Source organism: Citrobacter sp. Cf136, assembly GCF_030333815.1.
Classification (GTDB): Bacteria; Pseudomonadota; Gammaproteobacteria; order Enterobacterales; family Enterobacteriaceae; genus Citrobacter; species Citrobacter freundii.
In genome coordinates this window covers 1-14,982 of the sequence record NZ_JAOWFE010000041.1, presented here as the reverse complement: position 1 = coordinate 14,982, position 14,982 = coordinate 1, and the positions used below count along the sequence as shown (strand labels likewise).

Sequence of the window (14,982 nt, the reverse complement as noted above, 5' to 3'; positions counted from 1 at the left end):
TGGTCATGATGAGCAAGCAACTCGCCGCACAGGCTCCTGTAGAACCCATCGTTTTGGGGAAAATGGGGTCTTCTTACGGTATCCGTGGTTGGCTCAGAGTGTTTTCTTCCACTGAAGACGCCGAAAGCATTTTTGACTATCAGCCCTGGTTTATCCAGAAGGCGGGTCAGTGGCAGCAAGTACAGCTGGAAAGCTGGAAGCACCACAATCAGGATCTGATCATCAAGCTGAAAGGCGTTGACGATCGTGATTCGGCGAATCTACTGACTAATTGCGAAATTGTCGTGGATTCCTCGCAGTTGCCAGCGCTGGAAGATGGTTCCTACTACTGGAAAGACCTTATGGGCTGCCAGGTAGTGACCACTGAAGGCTACGATCTCGGTAAAGTCGTCGATATGATGGAAACCGGTTCGAATGACGTCATCGTCATCAAGGCAAACCTGAAAGATGCGTTTGGTATCAAGGAACGTCTTGTGCCGTTCCTCGATGGGCAGGTTATCAAGAAAGTCGATCTCGCTACTCGTACTATCGAAGTAGATTGGGATCCTGGTTTTTAAACCACCGGATAAACGGTAAAAGTCGGCGTTATGGGGATTGGCTTGTGTTTATAGGTATCGTTAGCCTGTTTCCAGAAATGTTCCGCGCAATTACCGATTACGGGGTAACTGGCCGGGCAGTAAAAAATGGCCTGCTGAACATCCAGAGTTGGAGTCCTCGTGACTTTACTCATGACCGGCACCGTACCGTGGACGATCGTCCGTACGGCGGCGGACCGGGGATGTTAATGATGGTGCAACCTTTACGGGACGCCATTCATGCAGCAAAAGCTGCGGCTGGTGAAGGCGCAAAGGTGATTTATCTGTCACCTCAGGGACGCAAGCTTGATCAAGCGGGCGTTAGCGAACTGGCCACGAATCAAAAGCTGATTCTGGTATGTGGTCGCTATGAAGGAATAGATGAGCGCGTGATTCAAACCGAAATTGACGAAGAATGGTCAATCGGCGATTACGTACTCAGCGGTGGTGAGTTACCGGCAATGACGCTGATCGACTCCGTTTCCCGGTTTATTCCGGGAGTTCTGGGTCATGAAGCTTCAGCAATCGAAGATTCGTTTGCTGATGGATTGCTGGATTGCCCGCACTATACCCGACCTGAAGTGTTAGAGCAGATGGAAGTACCGGCAGTGTTACTGTCAGGAAACCACGCTGAGATACGTCGCTGGCGTTTGAAACAGTCGCTGGGCCGGACCTGGCTTAGAAGACCTGAACTTCTGGAAAACCTGGCTCTGACTGAAGAGCAAGCAAGGTTGCTGGCGGAGTTCAAAAAGGAACACGCACAACAGCAACATAAACATGATGGGCAGGCGTAAGCCCCCAATATCAGTTTACCCAGGATAAGAGATTAAATTATGAGCAACATTATTAAGCAACTTGAACAAGAACAGATGAAGCAGGACGTACCTTCCTTCCGTCCGGGTGATACCGTGGAAGTGAAAGTATGGGTTGTTGAAGGTTCCAAAAAACGTCTGCAGGCATTCGAGGGCGTGGTTATCGCTATTCGTAACCGCGGTCTGCACTCTGCATTCACTGTTCGTAAAATTTCCAACGGCGAAGGCGTTGAGCGTGTCTTCCAGACTCACTCTCCGGTAGTTGACAGCATTGCTGTTAAACGTCGTGGTGCTGTTCGTAAAGCTAAACTGTACTACCTGCGTGAGCGCACTGGTAAGTCTGCTCGTATCAAAGAGCGTCTTAACTAAGATTCGCGCAAGCGACATCCTGTTAGAAAAGGGCTGGCCGAAAGGCTGGCCCTTTTTTTATCCCGACGTTTGCTCTGTTGTTCTTTATGGCAATGGAATGACTGCGCGGCGCGCAGCCAGTTGGGGGATGATTATGGCGTCGTGATCACGACTGCAACGCGACGATTTTCAGCACGACCTTTTGATGTCTGGTTGCTGGCAATGGGATATTTCTTCCCGAGACCCTGAGTCGTCAGGTTGGTGCGGGGAATGTTGGCACCCTGTGCCCAGGCATCGGCAACCACATTCGCGCGTTTGAGTGACAGAGCTTCGTTATAGCTGTCTTCACCGTAGTTATCAGTATGACCGTCCAGGCGAGCATGATTTAGCCCGGTAGCTGCCAGTTTGGATGCCATTTCCTTGATCTGTTTTTCACTTTCAGGACGGAGTTTATAGTCATTTTTATCAAACAGGATGTTATCAGACAGGCCCAGAGACCAGTCTCCGGAAGCTTCGGTAAATCCGTACGATTTCATGGCTGCAATTTGCTCTGGGGTAAATTTTCCCTGAGGCGCCTGACAGCCTGCCAGAATCAGTAAAAGCAGAAGAAACGGGGATAATAAACGTTTTAGCATGTGTGTAATTCCTTATTTAATAATAGTGCGTTCAGAACGCAAATTTTTGGCCTGATACATATTTTGATCGGCAAGTTCTTGTAATTTCTCGGCAGAGGCATGTTCCCACGTCAGCGCAAAACCGATGCTGAGTGTCATGCTTGCTAAATGACCATTATGCAGGTCAAAAGGTCGGTCAAACTCTTGTGACAGTGCCGCGCAGATCCGCTGAACCTCATATTCAGAATGAACGCTATACAGCACCATCGCGAACTCGTCGCCGCCAAGTCTGTATGGCGAATGTCGATTACCACCAAACTCGGACAGCCTTTTAGCGACTTCAATCAGAACCCGATCCCCCGCAGCGTGGCCCCAGGTATCATTGATAAATTTAAAATTATCACCATCAAGGAATAACAAAGCGGAGCTGCTGTGGGCGGCATCGTCATTCATCAGCGCGTTAATACTGCTACGAAAAGCGGCGCGATTTGCCAGGCCCGTCAGAGGATCATGTAGCGCGGTACGCAAAAGTTGAGCGTTCTTTGCCTGCAGCCGAAGTTGCCACTCCTCCATCTCGTCCAGCAGACTATTAAAGTCCTGGGCAAAAAGATGAAACTCTTCAATGCGTTCCTCGGAAACGCGTCGCGAAAAGTTACGGTTGGTACGTACATCATGTACCACCTCGGTTATATTTTGCAGGGCTTCCACGACGCCATTGTGTAAATAGCGGGTGAGCATTAATGCTATGCCTGATGCCAACAAAATGCACCCGGTAAGAACGGCCAGCGACAAATAGATGAAACGGCTGATAACGCTATCGCGTGCAGTCAATCGTACTTCGCCGATGACGTTGCCATTATGCAAAATAGGCTGAGTGACCGGTTGTGGGAACAGCCAGTGGCTGATCAGTCCGCTGATCTTCTCCGTGGTGTCTTGCGCGTTATAGCGCCAGGTGGCGATCACCTTCTGGTGTTTATTACGAACTTCCGCAACGGAAAATTGCCCTTGCTGCCCCAGTGCCGCCAGTGTTTCAGTTGCTGCAACACTATCAGAAAAGACTAATGCAGCTTCAAGCGTGCGGGTCATGGTCGCGGCAGTCAGATCCAGGTTCTTTTGCGCATACTGTCTTAAGGCCAGCACGGAAGAAATGCTGAGCAGCAGCCAGATCAACGTCATCGTCACCAGGACACTGATTATGCTGATACGCCGTAATGTCCGTTTAAACGTCGGGCGTGTTACAGGAGAATGGCCCTTATCCATGCTTATTATTCCGTGCAAGCATCAATACGTCAGGACTGACCCTTACGCCGCTGCGTGAAAGGGAATCCATATTTACGGAAAATCTCACATCTTCATCTTTAATTATGAGGCAAAAGGCGCTGCCAATAACGCATTCGGGATTTTGTTCTGCAATTAATAGCAATGCCTTAGTCGGATATTTATTCTTTAATTCCACCTGATAAGTAGGTGATTCTTTTCCAAAATAAAAACCGTCACATTGCGAAACTAATATTTCTTGTTCCGTACGAATGATGACGGGAAGATAGGGTAATGCCCCAGTACTGGTATCTTCCAGAACACTGGAAAAACGCGATGAAGAGAAAATACACAGTTTGGGTGGCCCGGAAAGTGCAGGCCAGCGTGTATAACTGACGATGCCGGAAACCATAGCACGTACAGATTTTGCTTCTTCTGTAACGCTTTGGGCGTACAGCGGTAACCCGGTCAGGAGCAGTGCCAGTAGAAGTATGAGTCGGTAAGAATAGCTCATGAATAGTTACCTACCAGCGTTTGCCGTAAAGCGTCGAAATACATTCAAGATTGTTTAAGACAAAATAACATTATTTTCCTAAGTCGTCATTATTCCAGGGGTAAAGCTGATGGCGATTTAAGTTAAATCCTAGTTGGCTGTAAAATTTAAGCCATTGTTTAGTTTAATCTTATTGAGGCAGTACCTTCGTTTGCTCCTTTTTTCCAGGCATCGTGTAACTGGTCAATATTTTCGACCGTATCACAACTTGCAGGAAAGGTTTTCCCGGCCAGACCTCTGGCGTAAACAAAATCTTGCTGGCAGATTTTGCGTTGCCCTTCGGCGTAACCCTTAAGATATTTCGTACGATCGACTTCGGGATCATTGAAGTTGTCGGCAAGAGTTTCATTATCTTTAACGGCATAGCCCGAAATGGCATCTTGTATCCCGGCGTCATACCAGTCAGTACCAGTCCAGGTGGGGGCATGGGTATAGGGATCTATCTGACATCCGCTAAGAAGGAATAGAAATAAGATGCTGATGAGTTGCTTCATTGCCTGTGCTCCCTTGTTTTTTTAAGCATAGCGGATCTTAAAATTCGTGATGTAAATATAAGTGTACGTTTATAAGGGCTGTTTTTGCCTTAAAATAACGCCGTGTAAATTAAAATTTACGGATTGTGGATTGAAATCTTTACCTGTTGTGGTATCGTTATTTCCTCCTCGCTGAGGATCAACTATCGCAAACGAGCTAAACAGGATCACCATCATGCAAAAAGACGCGCTGAACAACGTACATATTACCGACGAACAGGTTCTGATGACCCCGGAGCAGCTGAAAGCTGAATTTCCGCTGAGCCAGGAGCAAGAGGCGCAAATCGCCCAGTCGCGTAAAACCATCTCAGATATTATCTCCGGTCGCGATCCGCGCCTGCTGGTCGTATGTGGCCCATGCTCCATTCACGATCCTGAAATGGCTATTGAGTATGCTCGTCGATTTAAAGCCCTTGCCGCAGAGGTCAGCGATAGCCTCTACCTGGTGATGCGCGTCTATTTTGAAAAACCCCGTACCACCGTCGGCTGGAAAGGGTTAATTAACGATCCTCATATGGATGGCTCTTTTGATGTTGAAGCAGGTCTGAAAATTGCGCGTCAGCTGCTGCTTGAACTGGTAAATATGGGACTGCCGCTGGCAACTGAAGCGCTGGATCCAAATAGCCCGCAATACCTGGGCGATCTGTTTAGCTGGTCTGCAATCGGTGCCCGTACTACGGAATCGCAGACTCACCGCGAAATGGCTTCCGGTCTTTCGATGCCGGTTGGCTTTAAGAATGGTACCGACGGTAGCCTGGCGACCGCCATTAACGCCATGCGTGCGGCTGCGCAGTCGCACCGCTTTGTTGGTATTAATCAGGCCGGGCAGGTTGCGCTGTTGCAAACTCAGGGGAATCCGGATGGCCACGTGATCCTGCGCGGGGGTAAAGCGCCGAACTACAGCCCGGCAGATGTCGCCCAGTGCGAAAAAGAGATGGAGCAGGCGGGACTACGACCTTCTCTGATGGTAGATTGCAGTCATGGTAATTCCAATAAAGATTACCGCCGTCAGCCTGCCGTGGCTGAATCCGTAATTGCACAAATCAAAGATGGCAATCGCTCGATCATTGGTTTGATGATTGAAAGTAATATTCACGAAGGCAACCAGTCTTCTGAACAGCCGCGCAGCGAAATGAAATACGGCGTGTCCGTAACCGATGCTTGCATTAGCTGGGAAATGACGGATGCGCTGCTGCGTGAAATTAGTCAAGATTTAAACGGTCAGCTGTCGGCGCGTGTAGCATAAGAGGTTGGTTATGGTTGCTGAATTGACCGCATTACGCGATCAAATTGATGAAGTCGACAAGGCGCTGCTGGATTTACTGGCACGCCGCCTGGAGCTGGTTGCCGAAGTTGGTGAAGTAAAAAGCCGTTTTGGGTTGCCGATTTACGTGCCGGAACGGGAAGCCTCTATGCTTGCCTCTCGCCGGGCAGAAGCGGAAGCCCTTGGCGTGCCGCCGGACCTGATTGAAGATGTGCTACGCCGCGTTATGCGTGAGTCCTATTCCAGTGAGAACGACAAAGGGTTTAAAACGCTTTGTCCTTCTCTGCGGCCGGTAGTGATCGTCGGCGGCGGCGGTCAGATGGGGCGTCTGTTTGAAAAAATGCTCACCCTGTCAGGTTACCAGGTGCGGATCCTGGAACAGCAGGATTGGGATCGCGCGCCGGAGATCGTCTCTGATGCTGGGATGGTGATCGTCAGTGTGCCGATCCACATCACCGAGCAGGTGATCGCCAAACTACCGCGTCTGCCGTCTGACTGCATCCTGGTGGATCTGGCTTCAGTGAAAAATGGTCCTTTGCAGGCGATGCTGGCTGCACATGATGGCCCGGTGGTGGGGTTACACCCAATGTTTGGTCCGGACAGTGGCAGCCTGGCAAAGCAGGTCGTCGTCTGGTGTGATGGACGTCAGCCGGAAGCCTATCAGTGGTTTCTGGAACAGATTCAGGTATGGGGTGCACGACTACATCGGATCAGCGCCGTTGAACACGATCAGAACATGGCGTTTATTCAGGCATTGCGTCACTTTGCGACCTTTGCTTACGGTCTGCATTTAGCGGAAGAGAATGTTCAACTGGAGCAGCTGCTGGCGCTCTCTTCGCCGATTTACCGTCTTGAACTGGCGATGGTTGGCCGTCTGTTTGCCCAGGATCCGCAGCTCTATGCCGATATTATTATGTCGTCTGAGAGCAACCTTGCGCTGATCAAACGCTACTACCAACGTTTTGGTGAGGCGATCGGTTTACTGGAGCAGGGCGATAAGCAAGCGTTTATCGACAGTTTCCGTAAGGTGGAGCATTGGTTTGGTGATTATGCGAAACGCTTCCAGAGTGAAAGCCGTACTTTGTTACGCCAGGCGAATGACAGCCGTCCTTAATTAAGACGCAGGATGGCGGCTTCGCCTTATCCGGCCTACAAAAATCGCATGAATTGTAGGCCGGATAAGCGTAGTGCCATCCGGCATTGTCAAACGTTAGCTCGGATCGACCGGCACCACGTTCTCACTCGGATAGCATCCCAGTACTTTCATCGAACGTGTAATCTCACCCAGCTCTTTCAATGCTTTTTGCATTTGGGGCGATTCCAGGTTGGCCTGGATATCAAGATAAAACATCTCTTCCCACGGATTGCCGTGAATCGGGCGTGACTCCAGTTTAGTCATAATCAGATTATGGTTACGCAGCACCAGCAATGCTTCTACCAGCGCACCGGCCTGTTGTCCTGTTGCCATCAGCAACGTGGTTTTTGCCGGAACCTGGTCGGATACATTGATTGCTTTACGTGCCAGCACCACGAAGCGGGTGATGTTTTGCGACTGGTTAGCCTCAATATGCTCGAGAACCTGCAAACCATACAGTACGCCTCCGGCTTCGCTCCCCAGGGCCGCCACATGCGGTGAGTTAGCTTGCGCAACTTTTTCCATTGCCGCAGAGGTGCTTTCAGTGTACTCAATCTTCCAGTGCGGGTAGCGATTCAGGAACTTGCTGCACTGCTGGAACGGCTGCGGATGGCTGTATACCGTTTCAATGGTCTCAAGATCCGTCGTGCCGGACACCAGTACACAGTGGTCTATCGTAATGGTCATCTCGCCAACAATAGACAGGCTGGTGTGCTGCAGCAGGTCGTAAACGTCGTTAATCCCACCGGAGCTGGTGTTTTCAATCGGAACCACAGCATAGTCAGCCTGTCCGGTTTCGACCTGATTAAAGATATCGGAAAATTTTGCGCAGCCGCTTTCAATAAATTGTTCAAAATGGCGGGCGGCGTACTGACGTGCTGCCAGATGGGAATATGATCCTTTTGGCCCCAGGAAGGCCACGCGCGCGGAGTGTGGGTTAATTTTGTTCAGGTGCTGCTGGAGCAGAGCCTGTTGAGTCAGGACGGAGTCTTCGATTATGAGCTGGAACAGGCGGGTAATGTAGTGAGCATCGAGATGATGTGCTTTGCCCAACTGAATCAGACGGTCCAACAGGTCACGTTCACGGTCGATATCTCGTACCGGACGATGTGAAAGCAGTTTGGCTTTACCAACTTCTACGGCCAGTCCACGTCGCTCAGCCAGCAGGGCCAGTAATTTTTCATCCAGCGTGCTGATCTTATCGCGCAGCGCCAGCAATGGGTTTTCCGATGTCATAGTGTTGCCTTTCTTGTTATCAATAAAAAAGGCCCCCCGTTGTGGGAGGCCTTATTGTTCGTCTTCGCATTCTTTATCACACGACGAAACGCCTCCCATTCAGGGGAAGGTAAAAAAGAATGCGAAGAAGAACGGAACAAGTTTCATGTAATTTTCCTTTGGCTACGTCAGTAAAGTACCCGTACTGTTTTCACCCTGTCAACAAAAAACGCGCCCGAAGGCGCGTTGGCGATACACTCAATGTAAGGGACTACTCTTCTTCTGCTTCGACGAAGTTGGCGTCTTTGACTGAAGTTGTTGCACGACGGGCTTCGCCTTTGTGCTGCACTTTATTGAGCTGCCGTTCCAGCTTGTTGATCAAATCGTTAATTGCGCTGTACATATCCTCGTGTTTTGCGCTGGCGACCAGATGTCCGTTCGGTGTATTGATGGTGGCATCAGCAATGAAACCCTGTGGCTCCTTAGACAGAATGATATGTGGATTAATCAGATGAGTTTGCCATTTTTCAAGTTTGGCGAGACGGTCTGCGACATGCTGGCGAATTGCCGGAGTAATTTCCATTTGTTTACTGGTAATGTTCATTGTCATAAATTTTACCTCTTGTCTTTCCCGTCTTGGTGATTCCAGCATACCGTTCCCAATGTCAAAATACGTGATGTAAATCACATTTTTTTGTCGCTTTTTGTCAAGAAAACCTTTTTGTGAGGCACCGCAGGAACAGGCGATTTTTTACTTGAGGAATACCTGAAAGCAGGCCATATTTGATGGGATGCGTCGGAGCTAAACCGCTTCAGTTGTAGCGTTAACGGATAAAAAAACGGCAGCCCTTGGGCTGCCGTTTTGCATTCTGAGGCAAATCAGGTATTGCTGCTGTTAGCGGCAATGATTTTCGCTACTTTTTCTGCCTGCGCATTCATCTGCATCTGGCGATAAGCTTTTTCCATTAACGGCAGAGCATCACGTGTTGCCTGAGTATCAGGGTAGTCGCGCAGCATGCCTTCCACACGGTTTACCACGGCAACCCATGCACCGCGGGCAGTGTAGTATTCCGCAACGGAATATTCATACTTCGCCAGACGATCTTTCAGGAACACCAGACGTTTGGTGGCATCAGTGGTGTACTGGCTGTTCGGATAGCCACGTACCAGTTTGGAAAAGTCATTAAACGCAGCTCGGGCGTGTTGGGGATCGCGATCGCTGCGATCAACACCAAAGAATCCTTGCAGTGCGCTATCATCCAACGCCATATTGGTCAGGCCACGCATATACATGACATAATCAATGTTAGGGTGTGTCGGGTTAAGACGGATAAAACGATCGATAGCAGCCTGAGCAAGTGGCAGATCGGCGTTTTTGTAGTAGGCGTAGATGAGATCTAATTGCACCTGCTGAGAATACGGTCCAAATGGATAACGGTTATCCAACGCTTCCAATTGCGTTATTGCCTGTTTCCAGTTACCGTCCTGCAGCTTTTGCTGAGCAGTCGCGTAGATTTCATTTGGCGGATTATCGGGCACCTCTTCCTTTGAACCAGAGCAACCCGCCAAAAACAGGCTCAACGTGGCTGCTGCCACCAGATATTTCATGCGCGTCATGACGTTTTGACTTTCCTCAAAATGTAATACGGGAGATTCTCTGTTCCTGCTCCCGGTTAAGACCAGCTACAATAGCACACTATATTAAACGGCAAAGCCGTAAAACCCAACGTTAAACGAAGAAGCAGTTTATGGCACAACGAGTAGAACTCACCGCAACAGTCTCCGAAAATCAGCTCGGTCAACGCTTAGATCAGGCTTTGGCCGAATTGTTCCCTGATTATTCGCGATCGCGCATAAAAGAATGGATCCTCGACCAGCGCGTGCTGGTAAATGGCAATCTTTGCGATAAACCGAAAGAAAAAGTGTTGGGTGGAGAGCGTGTCTCCATCAATGCAGAAATTGATGAAGAGGTTCGTTTTGAACCTCAGGATATCCCACTGGATATCGTTTATGAAGATGATGATATTCTTGTCATCAACAAACCCCGTGACCTTGTAGTGCATCCGGGCGCCGGGAATCCTGATGGTACGGTATTGAATGCGTTACTGCATTACTACCCGCCAATCGCGGATGTTCCTCGTGCCGGTATCGTACACCGTCTGGATAAAGACACGACCGGATTAATGGTGGTGGCAAAAACGGTTCCGGCACAAACACGTCTGGTTGAGTCATTGCAGCTGCGCGAAATTACCCGTGAGTACGAAGCCGTAGCAATTGGTCACATGACTGCTGGCGGAACCGTTGAGGAACCGATTAGCCGTCACCCGACCAAGCGTACGCACATGGCGGTACACCCAATGGGGAAACCGGCGGTAACGCACTATCGCATTATGGAACACTTCCGTGTGCACACGCGTCTGCGGTTGCGTCTGGAAACCGGACGTACGCACCAGATCCGCGTGCACATGGCACATATCACTCATCCGCTGGTGGGCGATCAGGTCTACGGCGGTCGTCCACGTCCACCGAAAGGCGCTTCTGACGAATTTATCTCCGTACTGCGTAAGTTCGACCGCCAGGCGCTACATGCGACCATGCTGCGTTTGTATCACCCGATTTCCGGTATCGAAATGGAATGGCATGCGCCGATCCCACAAGATATGGTGCAATTGATTGAAGTGATGCGCGCTGATTTCGAAGAACATAAGGATGATATTGCCTGGCTATGAGTAAGCTAATTGTTCCGCAGTGGCCGATACCGCAAGGTGTCGCGGCGTGTAGTTCTACCCGTATTGGCGGAGTCAGTATGCCGCCTTACGATTCGCTGAATCTGGGCGCCCATTGCGGCGATAACCCGGAGCATGTTGAAGAGAACCGCAAACGACTGTTTGCTGCGGGCAATCTGCCGTCAAAGCCGGTCTGGCTGGAGCAGGTCCACGGTAAGGATGTCCTGAAACTGACAGGCGGGCCTTACGCCTCCAAACGCGCAGATGCGTCGTATAGCAACACGCCGGGCACAGTGTGTGCGGTAATGACCGCTGATTGTCTGCCGGTGCTGTTTTGCAATCGCGCCGGGACGGAAGTGGCTGCAGCCCATGCGGGTTGGCGAGGATTATGCGCTGGCGTGCTGGAAGAGACGGTGGCGTGTTTTGCCGACGAACCTGAAAACATTATTGCCTGGCTAGGTCCGGCGATAGGCCCAAACGCCTTTGAAGTGGGAGCAGAAGTTCGCGAGGCATTCATGACGAAAGATCCGCAAGCGGACCTCGCATTTGTACCGCACGGCGACAAGTATCTGGCGGATATCTACCAGCTTGCCCGTCAGCGGCTGGCAAATGTCGGCGTGGAGAACATCCACGGCGGCGACCGTTGCACCTTTAGTGAAAGTGAGACGTTCTTCTCTTATCGTCGCGACAATACCACGGGTCGTATGGCAAGTTTTATTTGGCTGATATAACCTAAAGAATCAAGACGATCCGGTACGTGTAATTTTCTTTTCACATAATTCAGGTCATTCACCTTGAATAATTGAGGGATGACCTCATTTAATCTCCAGTAGCAATTTTGACCTGTTATGGGAGGAGTTATGCGTCTGGATCGTCTTACCAATAAATTCCAGCTTGCTCTTGCCGATGCCCAGTCACTCGCATTGGGGCACGACAATCAATTCATCGAACCACTTCATCTAATGAGCGCCTTGCTGAATCAGGAAGGGGGATCGGTACGTCCTTTATTAACGTCTGCTGGCATTAATGCTGGCCAGTTACGTACAACCATTGACCAGGCGTTGAGCCGTTTGCCGCAGGTAGAAGGTACCGGCGGTGATGTGCAGCCTTCTCAGGAACTGGTGCGTGTACTGAATCTTTGCGACAAGCTGGCGCAAAAACGTGGGGACAACTTTATTTCGTCAGAACTGTTCGTTCTGGCGGTGCTTGAGTCACGCGGTACGCTGACCGACTTATTAAAATCAGCTGGGGCGACGACCGCCAATATCACTCAGGCAATTGAACAAATGCGTGGAGGTGAAAGCGTGAATGACCAGGGGGCTGAAGACCAACGTCAGGCCTTGAAAAAATATACCGTCGATCTGACTGAACGTGCTGAACAGGGCAAACTCGATCCAGTTATCGGCCGTGATGAAGAAATTCGCCGTACCATTCAGGTGCTGCAACGTCGTACTAAAAATAACCCAGTGTTAATCGGTGAACCCGGTGTCGGTAAAACAGCCATTGTTGAAGGGCTGGCCCAACGCATCATCAATGGTGAAGTGCCGGAGGGCTTAAAAGGCCGTCGTGTACTGGCGCTGGATATGGGCGCGCTGGTGGCTGGGGCCAAATATCGCGGTGAGTTTGAAGAGCGCTTAAAAGGTGTGCTGAACGATCTCTCGAAACAGGAAGGCAACGTCATTCTGTTTATCGACGAATTGCATACCATGGTTGGGGCGGGTAAAGCCGATGGCGCGATGGACGCCGGGAACATGTTGAAACCAGCGCTGGCTCGCGGGGAACTGCACTGCGTAGGCGCCACAACGCTTGATGAATATCGCCAGTACATCGAAAAAGATGCGGCGCTGGAACGTCGTTTCCAGAAAGTGTTTGTGGCTGAACCTTCAGTGGAAGACACCATCGCAATCTTGCGTGGCCTGAAAGAACGTTATGAGCTGCACCATCATGTGCAGATTACTGACCCGGCGATTGTTGCGGCAGCTACGTTGTCTCATCGTTATATTGCCGATCGTCAGTTACCGGATAAAGCTATCGACCTTATTGACGAAGCGGCATCCAGCATTCGTATGCAGATTGACTCCAAGCCGGAGGAACTCGACAGACTCGACCGCCGTATTATCCAGCTCAAACTGGAACAGCAGGCATTAATGAAAGAGTCTGATGAGGCAAGTAAAAAACGTCTCGATATGCTCAACGAAGAGCTGGACGACAAAGAGCGCCAGTATTCTGAGTTAGAGGAAGAGTGGAAAGCTGAAAAAGCCTCCCTCTCGGGAACGCAAACTATCAAGGCTGAGCTGGAGCAGGCAAAAATCGCCATCGAACAGGCGCGCCGCGTTGGCGACCTGGCGCGGATGTCTGAACTGCAGTACGGCAAAATTCCTGAACTGGAAAAACAGCTGGAAGCAGCCACCCAGTCTGAAGGCAAAACCATGCGTCTGCTGCGTAATAAAGTCACGGATGCAGAAATTGCAGAAGTGCTGGCGCGCTGGACCGGGATCCCGGTTGCTCGCATGCTGGAAGGCGAACGGGAAAAACTGTTGCGTATGGAACAGGAGCTGCACAGCCGTGTGATTGGTCAGAACGAAGCGGTGGAAGCCGTTTCTAACGCCATCCGTCGTAGCCGCGCGGGCTTGTCCGATCCGAATCGTCCGATTGGTTCATTCTTGTTCCTTGGTCCAACCGGGGTCGGTAAAACCGAACTGTGCAAAGCGCTGGCAAACTTTATGTTCGACAGTGACGACGCAATGGTGCGTATCGATATGTCCGAGTTTATGGAGAAACACTCGGTGTCTCGCTTGGTTGGGGCACCTCCGGGATATGTCGGTTATGAAGAAGGTGGGTATCTGACGGAAGCAGTACGTCGTCGTCCTTACTCTGTCATCCTGCTGGATGAAGTGGAAAAAGCACACCCGGATGTGTTCAACATTCTGCTGCAGGTGCTTGACGATGGTCGTCTGACTGACGGACAGGGAAGAACGGTCGACTTCCGTAATACGGTTGTCATCATGACCTCAAACCTGGGGTCTGATCTAATCCAGGAACGCTTTGGTGAGCTGGATTACGGCCACATGAAAGATATGGTGCTGGGCGTCGTGAGCCATAACTTCCGACCGGAATTCATCAACCGTATAGATGAGGTTGTTGTATTCCATCCGTTGGGTGAGCAGCACATTGCTTCTATTGCTCAGATCCAGCTGCAGCGTCTGTACAAACGTCTGGAAGAACGTGGCTATGAAATCCATATTTCTGACGAGGCGCTTAAACTGCTGAGTGCGAATGGTTACGATCCGGTATATGGCGCACGTCCATTGAAACGTGCTATCCAGCAGCAGATCGAAAACCCGCTGGCGCAGCAAATTCTGTCTGGTGAACTGATTCCGGGCAAAACGATTCGTCTGGAAGTGAATGACGATCGCATCGTGGCAGTGCAGTAAGTCACAAAACAACAATAAACGGGCCCTGCGGGGCTCGTTTTTGTTTAAAATTCAGGCGAAAATAGACGTATTGATTGAAAAGTAATCGCTTGATAAGTTTTTTATATTTTTAACTTGTCAGCCTGAAATAACTCCCTATAATGCGCCTCCACTGACACGGAACAACGGATTACAAGCCGCCGGGTCAGCGGGATTCCACTGAGAACTCCGGCGAAGAAAGCGAAATTAAATGCTTGACTTCGCAGCGGGATGGCGTAATATGCACACCCCGCGCCGCTGAGAAAAAGCGAAGCGGCACTGCTCTTTAACAATTTATCAGACAATCTGTGTGGGCACTCGAAGATACGGATTCTTAACGTCGCAAGACGAAAAATGAATACCAAGTCTCTGAGTGAACATACGTAATTCATTACGAAGTTTAATTCACGAGCATCAAACTTAAATTGAAGAGTTTGATCATGGCTCAGATTGAACGCTGGCGGCAGGCCTAACACATGCAAGTCGAACGGTAGCACA

At 50.2% G+C, this 14,982-nt stretch carries 16 protein-coding genes, 1 rRNA gene and 1 other annotated feature; of the genes, 9 read left to right on the top strand and 8 right to left on the bottom strand.

Translation table 11 applies throughout. The features are described 5' to 3' along the window. Positions 1-8 precede the first annotated feature (8 nt). From rimM to rplS, 3 genes are read left to right on the top strand one after another with little or no spacing between them, the layout of a single operon-like run. Complete coding sequence (gene rimM / locus OGV98_RS21900) at positions 9-557, top strand: ribosome maturation factor RimM (protein ID WP_003031230.1); 549 nt, start codon at positions 9-11, stop codon at positions 555-557. A gap of 44 nt (positions 558-601) precedes the next feature. Further along, positions 602-1,369: a tRNA (guanosine(37)-N1)-methyltransferase TrmD gene (trmD, locus tag OGV98_RS21895; RefSeq protein ID WP_003031232.1), complete on the top strand. Its 768-nt coding sequence runs from the start codon at positions 602-604 to the stop codon at positions 1,367-1,369. Positions 1,370-1,408: 39 nt separating this feature from the next. Further along, positions 1,409-1,756, top strand: a complete 348-nt coding sequence (gene rplS, locus OGV98_RS21890; protein WP_002914145.1) for a 50S ribosomal protein L19 — start codon at positions 1,409-1,411, stop codon at positions 1,754-1,756. A 131-nt stretch (positions 1,757-1,887) separates the two neighbouring features. On the opposite strand, the gene OGV98_RS21885 is transcribed toward rplS, so the two are convergent. The 4 genes from OGV98_RS21885 to OGV98_RS21870 all read right to left on the bottom strand — a co-directional run bounded on the left by OGV98_RS21885 (position 1,888) and on the right by OGV98_RS21870 (position 4,653). After that, a complete protein-coding gene (locus OGV98_RS21885; protein WP_003839836.1) occupies positions 1,888-2,370 on the bottom strand; it encodes an OmpA family protein in 483 nt (160 codons plus the stop codon). Positions 2,371-2,382: 12 nt separating this feature from the next. Further along, positions 2,383-3,609, bottom strand: a complete 1,227-nt coding sequence (gene dgcN, locus OGV98_RS21880; RefSeq protein ID WP_003839838.1) for a diguanylate cyclase DgcN/YfiN — start codon at positions 3,607-3,609, stop codon at positions 2,383-2,385. Continuing rightward, on the bottom strand, positions 3,602-4,120 hold the full coding sequence (gene yfiR, locus OGV98_RS21875; RefSeq protein ID WP_003839843.1) for a regulatory sequestration protein YfiR: 519 nt from the start codon (positions 4,118-4,120) through the stop codon (positions 3,602-3,604). The genes dgcN and yfiR overlap by 8 nt, the downstream gene beginning before the upstream one ends. Before the next feature lie 158 nt (positions 4,121-4,278). Next, positions 4,279-4,653 (bottom strand): DUF2799 domain-containing protein, encoded by a 375-nt coding sequence (locus tag OGV98_RS21870; protein WP_003845849.1) that lies wholly within the window; start codon positions 4,651-4,653, stop codon positions 4,279-4,281. A 214-nt stretch (positions 4,654-4,867) separates the two neighbouring features. Here OGV98_RS21870 and aroF point away from each other — a divergent pair, with 214 nt between their 5' ends. Further along, entirely contained in the window at positions 4,868-5,938 is a 1,071-nt protein-coding gene (gene aroF, locus OGV98_RS21865) for a 3-deoxy-7-phosphoheptulonate synthase AroF (protein ID WP_003031241.1), read from the top strand. Between the two features lie 10 nt (positions 5,939-5,948). After that, positions 5,949-7,070, top strand: a complete 1,122-nt coding sequence (tyrA, locus tag OGV98_RS21860) for a bifunctional chorismate mutase/prephenate dehydrogenase (RefSeq protein ID WP_003031242.1) — start codon at positions 5,949-5,951, stop codon at positions 7,068-7,070. Positions 7,071-7,166: 96 nt separating this feature from the next. Here tyrA and pheA read toward each other — a convergent pair whose 3' ends face one another. The 4 genes from pheA to bamD all read right to left on the bottom strand — a co-directional run bounded on the left by pheA (position 7,167) and on the right by bamD (position 9,923). After that, on the bottom strand, positions 7,167-8,327 hold the full coding sequence (gene pheA / locus OGV98_RS21855) for a bifunctional chorismate mutase/prephenate dehydratase (RefSeq protein WP_202581070.1): 1,161 nt from the start codon (positions 8,325-8,327) through the stop codon (positions 7,167-7,169). Positions 8,328-8,349: 22 nt separating this feature from the next. Continuing rightward, positions 8,350-8,475: a sequence feature (Phe leader region), on the bottom strand. After that, entirely contained in the window at positions 8,427-8,474 is a 48-nt protein-coding gene (gene pheL, locus OGV98_RS21850; protein ID WP_100250063.1) for a pheA operon leader peptide PheL, read from the bottom strand. It overlaps the preceding feature by 48 nt. 102 nt (positions 8,476-8,577) lie before the next feature. Beyond that, a complete protein-coding gene (gene raiA / locus OGV98_RS21845) occupies positions 8,578-8,916 on the bottom strand; it encodes a ribosome-associated translation inhibitor RaiA (RefSeq protein ID WP_286552133.1) in 339 nt (112 codons plus the stop codon). Between the two features lie 269 nt (positions 8,917-9,185). Further along, entirely contained in the window at positions 9,186-9,923 is a 738-nt protein-coding gene (gene bamD, locus OGV98_RS21840) for an outer membrane protein assembly factor BamD (protein ID WP_003031245.1), read from the bottom strand. A 131-nt stretch (positions 9,924-10,054) separates the two neighbouring features. Here bamD and rluD point away from each other — a divergent pair, with 131 nt between their 5' ends. The 4 genes from rluD to OGV98_RS21820 all read left to right on the top strand — a co-directional run. Beyond that, entirely contained in the window at positions 10,055-11,035 is a 981-nt protein-coding gene (gene rluD / locus OGV98_RS21835; protein ID WP_003031246.1) for a 23S rRNA pseudouridine(1911/1915/1917) synthase RluD, read from the top strand. Then, entirely contained in the window at positions 11,032-11,763 is a 732-nt protein-coding gene (gene yfiH / locus OGV98_RS21830; protein ID WP_096890359.1) for a purine nucleoside phosphorylase YfiH, read from the top strand. The genes rluD and yfiH overlap by 4 nt, the downstream gene beginning before the upstream one ends. A 129-nt stretch (positions 11,764-11,892) precedes the next feature. After that, a complete protein-coding gene (gene clpB / locus OGV98_RS21825) occupies positions 11,893-14,466 on the top strand; it encodes an ATP-dependent chaperone ClpB (protein ID WP_003845841.1) in 2,574 nt (857 codons plus the stop codon). A 440-nt stretch (positions 14,467-14,906) separates the two neighbouring features. Beyond that, positions 14,907-14,982: ribosomal RNA gene (locus tag OGV98_RS21820) — 16S ribosomal RNA — on the top strand; the annotation flags it as partial.